At 52.3% G+C, this 12455-nt stretch carries 9 protein-coding genes; all 9 read left to right on the top strand.

What is annotated here, in order from left to right:
* The first annotated feature begins 6 nt into the window (after positions 1 to 6).
* Positions 7 to 1299: a UDP-N-acetylmuramoyl-L-alanine--D-glutamate ligase gene (gene murD, locus HNR75_RS01205; RefSeq protein WP_188025187.1), complete on the top strand. Its 1293-nt coding sequence runs from the start codon at positions 7 to 9 to the stop codon at positions 1297 to 1299.
* A 20-nt stretch (positions 1300 to 1319) separates the two neighbouring features.
* The gene (gene ftsW / locus HNR75_RS01200) at positions 1320 to 2474 is read left to right on the top strand and encodes a cell division protein FtsW (protein ID WP_425506755.1); all 1155 of its coding nucleotides are present in this window, start codon (positions 1320 to 1322) and stop codon (positions 2472 to 2474) included.
* Positions 2471 to 3538 carry an undecaprenyldiphospho-muramoylpentapeptide beta-N-acetylglucosaminyltransferase gene (gene murG, locus HNR75_RS01195; RefSeq protein ID WP_188025186.1) on the top strand — a complete coding sequence of 356 codons (1068 nt, stop codon included), beginning with the start codon at positions 2471 to 2473 and terminating at the stop codon, positions 3536 to 3538. The genes ftsW and murG overlap by 4 nt, the downstream gene beginning before the upstream one ends.
* A gap of 18 nt (positions 3539 to 3556) precedes the next feature.
* Positions 3557 to 5011: a UDP-N-acetylmuramate--L-alanine ligase gene (gene murC, locus HNR75_RS01190; protein ID WP_188025185.1), complete on the top strand. Its 1455-nt coding sequence runs from the start codon at positions 3557 to 3559 to the stop codon at positions 5009 to 5011.
* A 112-nt stretch (positions 5012 to 5123) separates the two neighbouring features.
* Positions 5124 to 5960, top strand: a complete 837-nt coding sequence (locus tag HNR75_RS01185) for a cell division protein FtsQ/DivIB (RefSeq protein WP_188025184.1) — start codon at positions 5124 to 5126, stop codon at positions 5958 to 5960.
* Positions 5920 to 7176, top strand: coding sequence for a cell division protein FtsA (gene ftsA, locus HNR75_RS01180; protein ID WP_188025183.1), 1257 nt, complete (start codon positions 5920 to 5922; stop codon positions 7174 to 7176). The genes HNR75_RS01185 and ftsA overlap by 41 nt, the downstream gene beginning before the upstream one ends.
* A 36-nt stretch (positions 7177 to 7212) precedes the next feature.
* Entirely contained in the window at positions 7213 to 8376 is a 1164-nt protein-coding gene (gene ftsZ / locus HNR75_RS01175; RefSeq protein WP_188025182.1) for a cell division protein FtsZ, read from the top strand.
* 124 nt (positions 8377 to 8500) lie between these two features.
* Positions 8501 to 9424: a UDP-3-O-acyl-N-acetylglucosamine deacetylase gene (gene lpxC, locus HNR75_RS01170; RefSeq protein WP_188025181.1), complete on the top strand. Its 924-nt coding sequence runs from the start codon at positions 8501 to 8503 to the stop codon at positions 9422 to 9424.
* 263 nt (positions 9425 to 9687) lie between these two features.
* Positions 9688 to 12411, top strand: coding sequence for a preprotein translocase subunit SecA (secA, locus tag HNR75_RS01165; RefSeq protein ID WP_188025180.1), 2724 nt, complete (start codon positions 9688 to 9690; stop codon positions 12409 to 12411).
* The last annotated feature ends 44 nt before the right edge of the window (positions 12412 to 12455 follow it).

The raw sequence follows: 12455 nt of genomic DNA, 5'->3' as shown, positions 1-12455 counted from the left end.
TCGCGGATGAAACAGGTTGTAATCATCGGTCTGGGTAAAACAGGTCTTTCCTGTGTGACGTATTTCCGTCAGCGTGGTATTACACCTCTGGTTATGGATACCCGTGACAATCCACCGGGAAAAGAGTCATTACCGGCTGATTGCCGCCTGATTACAGGTCCGCTGGACACTGAAATTCTATGTTCGGCCTCATTGATTGTTGCCAGTCCGGGTATCGCGCTGGCAACGCCGGCATTGCAGGCAGCGCAGGCTGCCGGTGTCGAGATTATCGGTGATATCGAGTTGTTTGCCCGCGAAGCCAAAGCACCGGTGGTCGCGATCACCGGTTCAAACGGTAAAAGCACGGTGACCACCCTGGTTGGTCTGATGGCAGAGCAGGCAGGGTTCCGGGTTGGTGTCGGCGGCAACATCGGCACTCCGGCGCTGGATTTACTGCTGGAACCGGCGGATTTATATGTGCTGGAGTTATCCAGTTTTCAGCTGGAAACCACCTCATCACTGCAACCTGCCGCGGCCACCATTCTGAACCTGAGTGAAGATCATCTGGATCGGTATGATGGTATGGCCGGTTATCTGAAAGCAAAGCAGCGCATTTTTAATCATGCCAGCCACATTGTCATTAACCGTGATGACGCCGCCACCATTCCGCCAGAACAGGCGTACTGGAAAAGTTTTGGTCTGAACAGCGACTCTTATGGCCGTGTTCAGCAGGATGACGGTTTGTGGCTGAGTGTTGATGGCAAACCGGTACTGGCGGTTGCAGAACTCAATATCGTGGGTGCACACAACCAGATGAATGCGCTGGCGGCGATGGCGCTGGCTGATGCAGTCAACATTCCGCAGGCTGCGCAGTTAGCGGTTCTGCATTCCTTTGCGGGTTTGCCTCACCGTTGCCAGTTTGTCCGTGAGGTCAATGGCGTCCGCTGGATTAACGATTCGAAAGCCACCAATGTTGGTTCCACGCTGGCAGCGGTTGCCGGGGTGAGTGAAGGTGTCAAAGGCCGCCTGTGGCTGCTGGCGGGTGGTCAGGGAAAAGGACAGGATTTTTCCCCGTTACAGCCGCTATTAGCGGGTCAGATTTACCGGATGGTTTGCTTTGGTCAGGACGCGGATATTCTGATGAAGCTGGCTGATAATACCCAACGAGTGGCTGATCTGGATGCAGCGGTTCGTTCTGTTGCGGCTGAAGTTCAGCCCGGTGACTGGGTGTTGCTGGCTCCGGCCTGTGCCAGTCTGGATCAGTTCCGTAATTTTGAGCAACGCGGTCAGCGGTTCGCCGATCTGGTGAATGCACTATGAAGCAGTTCTTCCTGACCATGATGCAGGCGGTATGGCGCTGGTTTGTTCCTGCCAGACCGTCTTTTTATGATCGTGGCCTGCTGGCGCTGATGTTTTCTCTGATGGGCATAGGCCTGATGATGGTTGCTTCGGCATCAATCAAAGAAGGACCGGGTGGTGACATGTTTTATTTCACCAAGCGGCATCTGATTTTCCTGATTCTTTGTCTGATGATTGGTGTCGGAACACTGTATCTGCCGGTTGATCGCTGGAAGAAGTGGAGTGGCCAGCTGCTGGTCGGTGCACTGGGGCTGCTGTTTGCAGTTCTTGCGGTCGGCCGTACAGTGAACGGCGCCAAACGCTGGATCGGGTTCGGTTTCTTCAACATTCAGCCTGCAGAACTGGCCAAACTGGCCCTGATTGTTTTTATCGCCAGTTATCTGGTTCGCCGCAGCGATGAGGTCCGGGGACATTTCATTGGCTTTCTGAAGCCGCTGGGCGTGGTGTTTCTGCTGGCGATTATGTTGCTGGCGCAACCCGATCTGGGTTCCGTGGTGGTGCTGTTTGTCTGTACCTTCGGCCTGCTGTTTATCGGCGGCGCCAAGCTCATTCAGTTTATCGCCATCATCGCCGCCGGGATTTCGGCGCTGGTCGGGCTGATTATTTTTGAGCCCTATCGTATGCGTCGTGTGACCTCGTTTCTTGATCCCTGGGCCGATCCTTTTGGCAGCGGCTATCAGCTGACGCAATCATTAATGGCGTTTGGCCGGGGTGGTTTTTTTGGTCAGGGGCTAGGCAATTCGGTCCAGAAATTATCCTATCTGCCGGAAGCGCATACCGATTTCGTATTTGCCATTCTGGGTGAGGAGCTGGGTTATTTCGGGGTGTTGGTGGTGTTATTCCTGCAGTTACTGCTGGCCATGAAAGCATTACATATTGGCCGGACTGCCTTGTTGCGTAATAAGCTGTTTGAAGGGTACCTGGCTTGCGGTATTGGGATCTGGTTTAGCTTTCAGACCGTGGTTAACGTCGGTGCGGCGGCGGGCATGTTACCGACCAAAGGGTTAACACTACCGTTAGTCAGTTACGGTGGTTCTAGTCTGATTGCCATTACTGTGGCCGTGGCTATTTTATTGCGGATTGATTTTGAGCGCCGGCTGGATACCAGTCAGGTCATCCAGCGGGAGGCTGCATGAGTCGTTCTATCGTTATCATGGCCGGGGGTACCGGTGGGCATGTATTTCCGGGGCTGGCGGTGGCGCATCGTCTGCAGGCGGATGGCTGGCAGATTCACTGGCTGGGCACCCCGGATCGCATGGAAGCCGACCTGGTACCGGCGCATGGTTTTCCGATCGAGTTCATTAACATCCGCGGATTACGTAACCACGGACTGATCCGCAAATTGCTGGCGCCGTTTCAGATCTGCAAGGCGGTTTTACAGGCACTGATGATCCTGCGACGTCTCAAACCCGATGTGGTATTGGGTATGGGCGGATATGCTGCCGGCCCGGGTGGTGTTGCGGCCAAATTACTGGGGATCCCGCTGGTCCTGCATGAACAGAACGCTGCTGCCGGATTGACGAACCGTCTGTTGTCTAAAATTGCCACCCGCATTCTGATGGGATTTGAAGGCGCTTTTCCGCTCAGCGAGCGTGCCCGGATAGTGGGTAATCCGGTTCGTGAGGAATTTCTGCAACTGGCCCGGACAGCGCCAAAACGCTATCAGAGCGGCGATCCGCTGAAAGTCCTGATTGTCGGTGGCAGCCTGGGGGCGAGACCGTTAAATCAGATCGTGCCGCATGCGCTGGCGAAACTGAACAATATTGATGTCCACCATCAGTGTGGCAAGGGAAATATGGCTACCGTCAGTGAACTTTATCAGTCACTGGGTGTGACGACGGTCAGCGTGATGGATTTTATCACTGACATGGCGGCTGCCTATGAATGGGCGGACGTATTAATTTGCCGTGCCGGTGCCTTGACCGTGGCAGAAGTGGCTGCCGCCGGCGTCCCGGCCATCTTTATTCCATTGCCGCACGCGGTTGATGATCATCAGACCCGTAATGCGGAAAGCCTGACCCGGCAAGGAGCCGCTGTACTGCTGCCACAAAAAGAGATGACAGCGGATAAACTGGCGGCCTTGCTCGCACAGTGGCAGGCTGATCCGCGACAGTTACAAAAAATGGCTCAGCTTTCCCGTTCAGCAGCGATTCTTGATGCTACTGATCGTGTGGTAAGTGAATGCAAAGCACTAATTTAATTAAGAGACAAAACGTAGATGACAAAGGTTGAGTTAGCCAAATTAAGAACCATGATTCCGGAAATGCGCCGGGTACGCCGAATCCACTTTATTGGTATCGGTGGTGCAGGGATGGGTGGTATTGCTGAAGTTCTGGCTAACGAAGGCTATCAGATCAGTGGTTCTGATATTGCGAATAACCGGGTGACTGAGCATCTGGCATCATTAGGCGCTGAAATTCATATTGGCCATAAAGCCGAAAATGTACAGGGTGCCAGTGTGGTGGTGGTTTCTACGGCCATCCATGCCGATAACCCGGAAGTCATGGCGGCCCATGAATTACGTATCCCGGTAGTACGTCGTGCGGAAATGCTGGCGGAGCTGATGCGCTACCGGCATGGCATTGCGATTGCCGGTACCCATGGCAAAACAACGACTACCAGTCTGATTGCCAGTGTCTATGCCCAGGCCGGCGCCGATCCTACCTTTGTTATCGGTGGACTGCTGAATAGTGCCGGAACCAATGCGCGTCTGGGGACCAGTCGCTATCTGATTGCGGAAGCAGACGAAAGCGATGCCTCTTTCCTGCATTTGCAGCCGCTGGTCGCGGTCGTGACAAATATCGAAGCTGACCATATGGACACGTATGGCGGTGATTTCACCAAACTGCGGGCGACATTCCTGGAGTTTCTGCATAACCTGCCGTTCTACGGATTGGCGGTCGTCTGTATCGATGATCCGGTGATCCGGGGATTGCTACCGGAAATTGGCCGCGCCACGATCACCTATGGCTATAGCGAAGATGCGGATATTCAGGTACAGGAATTTGTTCAGGAAGGCAGTCAGAGTCGTTTCCAGTTGCGGTTACAGGATGGTTCTGTGTTGCCGCTGCGTCTCAATCTGCCAGGGCGTCACAATGCACTGAATGCCGCCGCTGCAGTTGCCGTAGCCCGGGAAGATCAGATCTCTACTGGCGCTATTGTCGATGCACTGGCCCAGTTTGCCGGTGTTGGCCGTCGTTTCCAGCAATATGGTGAATTTGACACCGGTGCCGGCGAGGTATTATTAGTGGATGATTATGGCCATCATCCGACGGAAGTCCGTGCGACCCTGGCCGCTGCGCGCGCTGCGTGGCCTGAACGCCGGCTGGTGCTGATTTTCCAGCCGCACCGTTATACCCGTACCCGCGATTTATACGATGACTTCGCTGAGGTGCTGGCAAAAGTGGATGTGCTGATCATGCTGGATGTCTATGCCGCGGGTGAAGATCCAATCCCTGGTGCAGACGGCCGCAGCTTGTGCCGTTCCATCCGGCAGCGGGGTACGCTGGATCCTATTTTTGTTGCCACACCAGCCGAAGTTCCGGCCGTTCTGGCGGATGTACTGAAGGACGGTGATGTCGTTCTGACCCAGGGCGCAGGTAATGTCGGACAACTCTGCCGCAAATTGGCAGAGCTGAAACTGAATATAAATGAGATGAAAACAACAATTTAGCTATACTAATTGATGAATTGGACTTTTTTGAGTCTTTGTGGTTTTGACCGATCATGGCGTACAGCTATAATGCTGCGTCAATCCGGACATGAATATTGGTTAAGGTGAAGATGTGCGACAGGCGCGATTAACCTCCGATGAACAGGATTCAGCGCCGGTCGGCGGTCGCAGGCAGACAACGGAAACAACCACCCGTACCCGTGGTGAATTCTTGTTCGGGCTGGTGTTTTTTATTTCGGTTGTCTGCGGATTATGGTCAACGGCGTCAGATATTCGCCGCTGGCTGTTTGATGAAGATAAAATACCGGTTAGCGGATTAGTGCTGCAGGGTGACCTGGAGTATGTCAATACGGATGAGGTCCGTAAGGTACTGGCGACTAATCCCGAGACTAATAACTTCTTCACGCTGGATGTGAATCAGCTGCAGAAGGAAGTTGAAGAGTTACCGTGGGTTTATCAGTCTTCTGTGCGTAAACGCTGGCCCGCGTTGCTGTATGTTTATATAGTTGAGCAAACCCCGTGCGCACTGTGGGGGGATGATCGTTTACTCAGTGTCCGCGGCACGATTTTCAAGGCGCCGCGAGACAGACTGAATAAACCGCTGGTGCAACTGTCCGGCCCGGACAATATGGCCGGGAAAATCTGGGATCAGTACCAGCAGTTTGAACGTGTGCTCGCATTGAATGGCTACCATGTAGCGGCGGTTCATATGACTAACCGTCACTCATGGGAGATAAAACTGGCATCAGGGCTGAAATTGATCCTCGGCCGGAATGAAATGCTGGTGAAATTACAACAATTTATTGATGTTTATCCGCAGCTGGAAAATAGGGAACTGATCGATTATATCGATCTTCGTTATGACACTGGGGTAGCCGTCAGCTGGAAACAACAAGAAGGGAGTGGTGATGACCAAAACCCCAGACAGAAATCTGATAGTCGGACTTGATATAGGTACAACCAAAATTGCGGTTCTGGTTGGTGAAGTGCTGCCTGATGGAGAGGTCAATATTGTTGGTCTGGGAACCCATGCCGCCAAAGGCATGGATAAAGGTGGCGTCAACGATCTGGAATCCGTCGTCAAATCCCTGCAGCGCGCGGTAGAAGAAGCTGAAATGATGGCTCAATGCCATATTTCATCAGTTTTTCTTGGTATCTCCGGAAAACATATTGAATGCCGGAATGAAAAGGGCATAGTTCCTATTTCTGATGAAGAAGTGACGCAGGAAGACGTGGATAATGTTATCCATACAGCGAAATCAGTCCGTTTGCCGGAAGAGCACCGGGTGCTGCACGTCATTCCGCAGGAATACTCGATTGATTATCAGGAAGGCATAAAAAATCCGATCGGCTTGTCCGGTGTTCGTATGGGGGCCAAAGTGCACCTGATCACCTGCCATAACGACATGGCCCGCAACATTGAAAAATGTGTGGAACGGGTCGGATTAAAAGTGGATCAGATCATCTTCTCGGCACTGGCATCCAGTTATGCCGTATTAACCGATGATGAAAAAGAATTAGGGGTCTGTGTTGTTGATATTGGTGGCGGTACGATGGATATCGCGATCTTTACCGGCGGCGCATTACGCTACAGCAAGGTGATTCCTTACGCGGGCCAGGCTGTGACCAGCGATATTGCCTATGCGTTTGGTACCCCGCCTGTGGATGCGGAAGCCATTAAAATGCGTTATGGCTGCGCATTAGGTCGTCTGGTGAGTAAAGAAGACACCATTGAAGTACCTAGTGTTGGCGGTCGTCCTGCGCGTAGCTTACAGCGTCAGACGCTGGCAGAAGTGATTGAGCCCCGTTATACCGAGCTGCTTGGTATGGTGCATGATGAAATCATGCGGGTTCAGTCCGAACTGAGAGCGCAGGGCGTGAAACATCAGCTGGCAGCCGGCGTTGTATTAACCGGTGGCGCAGCAGAAATTGAAGGGATCGTCGAGTGTGCCGAACAGGTATTCCAGTGCCAGGTTCGTATCGGCCACCCGACCAATATTCGGGGTCTGACTGATTATGTGGAAGCTCCGGCTTACGCAACAGCAGTCGGGCTATTGCAATACGGTAAATTGCATCAGGGACAAACCGTGGTGGATGTACGTGAAAAAGCCAGTGTGACTGGTTGGTTCAAACGTGTCACTAACTGGTTAAAAGGCGAATTCTAGTTTTTGCGAAAGCGAAGCAATGGCGGAGAGATAATCATGTTTACATTTGAACCGGTTGGCAGTCAGGGTGATGATGCACTGATTAAGGTTATCGGCATCGGTGGTGGTGGCGGTAATGCTGTTGAACACATGTTACGTGAGAACATCGAAGGTGTTCATTTCGTAGCGATCAATACGGATGCTCAGGCATTACGTAATTCCGGCGCTGAAACCACGATTCAGATTGGTGCCAACATCACCAAGGGTCTGGGTGCCGGTGCGAATCCGGATGTGGGCCGTGAAGCTGCACTGGAGAATCGGGATGATATTCGTCAGATGCTGGCGGGTTCTGACATGGTCTTCATCGCGGCCGGTATGGGTGGCGGTACCGGTACCGGTGCGGCGCCTATCGTGGCGGAAGTGGCGAAAGAACTGGGCATTCTGACAGTTGCCGTGGTGACCAAGCCTTTCAATTTCGAAGGGAAAAAACGCATGAGTTATGCGTTGCAGGGGATTGATGAACTGTCAAAACAAGTTGACTCATTAATCACCATCCCGAATGACAAACTGCTGAAAGTGCTGGGCCGTGGCGTCAGTCTGCTGGATGCCTTCAAGGCGGCAAACAATGTATTGCTGGGTGCGGTACAGGGTATTGCTGAACTGATCACCCGTCCTGGTTTGATCAACGTGGACTTCGCCGACGTACGTACTGTTATGCGTGAAATGGGTACCGCCATGATGGGTACCGGTTCTGCTCGTGGCGATGACCGTGCCGAGGAAGCCGCAGAGAAAGCGATTTCCAGCCCGCTGCTGGAAGATATCGATCTGGCTGGCGCCAAAGGTATTCTGGTTAACATCACCGCAGGTTTGGATGTGACCATGGAAGAATTCGAAACCGTGGGTAACGCGGTTAAAGCGTTTGCTTCTGAAAACGCGACTGTGGTGGTGGGTGCCGTGATTGACCCTGCGCTGGAAGATGAACTGCGTGTGACTGTGGTCGCGACCGGTATCGGTAACGAACGCAAGCCAGATATCACTCTGGTTAAAAACGCACAGAAAGCGGCGATCGAGCGTCCGATGCGTCCAATGATTCACGAGACTCATGCTCCTCGTTATGAAGATCGCATGATTCAGCAACAGACCGTGAATGCTGAGCCGCAACCACGCAGCGAACCGGATTATCTGGATATCCCAGCCTTCCTGCGTAAGCAGGCTGACTAATACCGGATAAGCTAAAATAAGAAGAGAATGTGCGCAGCTGCACAAAAATTAGCGTCAATGTGGCAGCTGTGTTACAGTGGCACGGACGGGCTATGGCCTCAGAAAGTCTGTGGTGAGGATATTTATGATTAGACAACGTACGCTCAAGCAACCGGTTCATGCCACCGGAGTGGGTTTGCACTCTGGCCGCAAAGTGTCGCTGACATTCCGTCCGGCGCCGGTGAATACGGGTATCGTCTACGTCAGAACCGATCTGCAACCTGAAGTTGAACTGCGGGCGGATGCACAATTTGTGCGTGATACCGTGCTGTGTACAGCACTGGTTAACGAACAGGGTGTGCGTATTTCCACCGTTGAACATTTGTCCGCAGCGCTGGCTTCACTGGGTATCGATAACCTGTATGTTGAAGTTGATGCACCGGAAGTGCCAGTAATGGATGGCAGTGCGCATCCGTTTATTTATCTGCTGCAGTCTGGTGGTATCGAAGAACAATCCTTACCGAAACAGTTTATCCGTATTAAAAAGAAAATACGGGTAGAAGACGGTGACAAATGGGCCGAGTTTGCGCCTTACCACCGCGGTTTCCGTATGGATTTAAAAATCGACTTCCGTCATCCGGTGTTTGATAAACAGAACCAGCATCTGGTCTTTGATTTTTCCGGCAGTAAATTTGCCAAGGAAATCAGCCGGGCAAGAACCTTTGGTTTCATGAAGGATATCGAATATCTGCACTCTCAGAATCTGGCACTGGGTGGCAGTCTGGACAACGCTGTTGTACTGGATGACTACCGTGTACTGAACGAAGAAGGGCTGCGCTACGAAGACGAATTCGTGAAACACAAGCTGCTGGATGCAATTGGTGATCTGTATATGTGCAATCACAGCATCCTCGGTCAGTTTACCGCCTATAAAACCGGTCATGCAGTGAATAACAAACTGCTGCGCGCGTTGCTGGCGGATGCCGAAGCTTGGGAGATGGTGACCTTCGAAGAAGAAGCCGCCAAATCACCGATCGCTTACTTCGGAACCCGACTTGTTTTAGCATAAACGCGATTTCTGCTGAATATATCCCAAAGCACCGGTTCTCCGCCCGGTGCTTTGTTGTTTCTGATTCCTTGTTTCTGCCTGAGACAATAGCAGACGCACAAGCTGCGTTGTGGTAATCTTTTTCTGCCGTAAATGGGGTATTCCAGACATTCTTTCCTTGAATCCCAGATTTCCTGTCCCCATATATCGTGTCATAACTTACAGATTCCGAATCGCTGTCCGTCGGGACAGAAAATAATCAATAGCCTGAGAGTTGGGTAATAATGATCACCAAACTATTTACCAAGATCATTGGTAGTCGTAATGACCGCACCGTAAAAGCGTTAAAAAAAATAGTAAAACAAATCAACGAGCTTGAACCGCAGTTTGCCTCTCTGGCTGATGCCGATTTACAGGCAAAGACAGTCGAATTCCGTGAGCGTCTGGAAAAAGGTGAAGAACTGGATTCCCTGTTACCAGAAGCGTTTGCGACTGTCCGTGAAGCGTCAAAACGCGTATTTGCCATGCGTCATTTCGATGTGCAGATGATGGGAGGCATCGTACTGAACAATAATCAGATCGCAGAAATGAAAACCGGTGAAGGTAAAACCCTAACCGCAACATTACCTGCCTATCTGAACGCATTGACCGGCCGTGGCGTGCATATTGTTACCGTGAACGATTATCTGGCCCGCCGTGACGCGGAGTGGAGCCGTCCATTGTTCGCGTTCCTCGGCATGACCGTCGGCTGTAACCTGCCGGGCATGAGCCATGAAGAGAAACAGGCCGCGTATGCCTGTGATATCACCTATGGTACCAACAACGAATTCGGTTTCGATTATCTGCGCGATAATATGGCGTTTGCAGCCGAACAGCGTGTGCAGCGTCCGCTCTACTACGCGCTGGTGGACGAAGTTGACTCCGTGCTGATCGATGAAGCCCGTACGCCACTGATCATTTCCGGCGCGGCAGAAGACAGTTCTGAACTCTATATCAAGATCAACACGCTGATCCCGTCACTGAAAAAACAGGATAAAGAAGATTCTGAAGAGTATCAGGGTGACGGTCACTACACCGTGGATGAAAAAGCCCGTCAGGCGTACCTGACTGAAAATGGCCAGATTTTTGTTGAAGAATGGCTGAAACAACAGGGCATGATGAGCGAAGATGATTCGCTGTTCTCGGTGACCAATATCACCCTGCTGCATCATGTGAATGCGGCACTGCGTGCCAATACCCTGTTTGAGCGCAACGTGGATTACATCGTCAAAGATGGCGAAGTGGTCATTGTTGATGAACACACTGGCCGTACCATGGCTGGCCGTCGCTGGTCCGAAGGTCTGCACCAGGCGATTGAAGCCAAAGAGGGTGTGAAGATCCGCAATGAGAACCAGACACTGGCCTCGATTACCTTCCAGAACTATTTCCGTCTGTATGAAAAACTGGCGGGGATGACCGGTACTGCCGATACCGAAGCTTATGAATTCCAGCAGATCTATGCGCTGGAAACCGTGGTGTTGCCAACCAACCGGCCGATGATCCGTGATGACATGGGCGATCTGGTCTACCTGACCGAGCAGGAAAAATATGACGCGATCATTGACGATATCAAGATCCGTGTCGCTGAACAGCGTCCGGTGCTGGTCGGTACCATCTCGATTGAAAACTCGGAACTGCTGTCCAGTATTCTGACCAAAGAAGGTATTGATCACAAAGTTCTGAACGCCAAATTCCACGCTCAGGAAGCGCAGATTGTGGCACAGGCTGGTCGTCCGGGCGCGGTGACCATCGCCACCAACATGGCGGGTCGTGGTACCGATATCGTGCTGGGTGGTAGCTGGCAGGCAGAAATTGATGCGCTGGAAAACCCGACCGAAGAACAGATTGCAGCCATCAAAAATGCGTGGCAGGTACGTCATGACGCGGTGATCGCGGCGGGTGGTCTGCACATCATCGGTACTGAACGCCATGAATCGCGCCGTATCGATAACCAGCTGCGTGGCCGTTCCGGTCGTCAGGGTGATCCGGGATCGTCCCGTTTCTATCTGTCGATGGAAGACAGCCTGATGCGTATTTTCGCGTCGGATCGTGTCAGTGGCATGATGAAGAAACTCGGTATGGAACATGGCGAAGCCATTGAACATCCGTGGGTCAGCAAGGCGATTGAAAACGCGCAGCGCAAGGTAGAAGGCCGTAACTTCGACATCCGTAAAAACCTGCTGGAATTTGACGATGTGGCGAATGACCAGCGTAAAGTGGTGTATGAACAGCGCAACGAACTGCTGGAAAGCGCGGATATCTCTGAAACCATCAATCTGATCCGCGGCGATGTAATCAACCGGGTGGTTGATCAGTATATTGCGCCGCACTCGCTGGATGAGAGCTGGGATATTGCCGGTCTGGAACAGCGTTTACGCACCGATTTCGCGATCGATTTGCCAATTGCGCAGTGGATCAAGGATGACGACAAGCTGTACGAAGAGAAAATCCGTGAGCGTGTTCTGGCCGAAATCGAAGCCAGCTATGCGCATAAGGAAGAACTGGCCGGCCACGACGTGCTGCGTCAGTTCGAGAAATCAGTGATGCTGCAGACGCTGGACAATCTGTGGAAAGAGCATCTGGCAGCGATGGATCACCTGCGTCAGGGCATCCATCTGCGTGGCTATGCGCAGAAGAACCCGAAACAGGAATACAAGCGTGAAGCGTTTGAACTGTTTACCCAGATGCTGGAAGCGCTGAAACAGCAGGTTGTGAGCGTGCTGTGCCGTGTTCAGGTGCAGGAACCGGATGTGGATGCGATTGAAGAGCAGCGCCGTCAGTCAGAGGCAGCCCAGACTCGTACCTACAGTCATGAGGAAAGCAACGCACTGGCCGAGGAAAAGGAAGCTGAGGTGGATGGGCAGGCTGTTGAGCCGTTTGTCCGCGATGGCGCCAAGGTCGGACGTAACGATCCTTGTCCTTGCGGTTCAGGCAAAAAGTACAAGCATTGCCATGGTCAGCTGAGCTGATTTAAAACCGGTTAACAGGATGATACAAGGCGGCTGCGGCCGCC

This window comes from Tolumonas osonensis (assembly GCF_014202415.1).
Classification (GTDB): domain Bacteria; phylum Pseudomonadota; class Gammaproteobacteria; order Enterobacterales; family Aeromonadaceae; genus Tolumonas; species Tolumonas osonensis.
The sequence above is the reverse complement of the archived record's forward strand: the minus strand, read 5'-3'. Positions and strand labels throughout refer to the sequence as shown.

What these genes read in the sequence shown, in the direction of transcription:
- ftsW (WP_425506755.1), top strand. Translation starts at nt 1,320, where the DNA reads ATGCAGGCGGTATGGCGCTGGTTTGTTCCTGCCAGACCGTCTTTTTAT.
- murD (WP_188025187.1), top strand. Translation starts at nt 7, where the DNA reads ATGAAACAGGTTGTAATCATCGGTCTGGGTAAAACAGGTCTTTCCTGT.
- ftsA (WP_188025183.1), top strand. Translation starts at nt 5,920, where the DNA reads ATGACCAAAACCCCAGACAGAAATCTGATAGTCGGACTTGATATAGGT.
- murG (WP_188025186.1), top strand. Translation starts at nt 2,471, where the DNA reads ATGAGTCGTTCTATCGTTATCATGGCCGGGGGTACCGGTGGGCATGTA.
- ftsZ (WP_188025182.1), top strand. Translation starts at nt 7,213, where the DNA reads ATGTTTACATTTGAACCGGTTGGCAGTCAGGGTGATGATGCACTGATT.
- secA (WP_188025180.1), top strand. Translation starts at nt 9,688, where the DNA reads ATGATCACCAAACTATTTACCAAGATCATTGGTAGTCGTAATGACCGC.
- lpxC (WP_188025181.1), top strand. Translation starts at nt 8,501, where the DNA reads ATGATTAGACAACGTACGCTCAAGCAACCGGTTCATGCCACCGGAGTG.
- murC (WP_188025185.1), top strand. Translation starts at nt 3,557, where the DNA reads ATGACAAAGGTTGAGTTAGCCAAATTAAGAACCATGATTCCGGAAATG.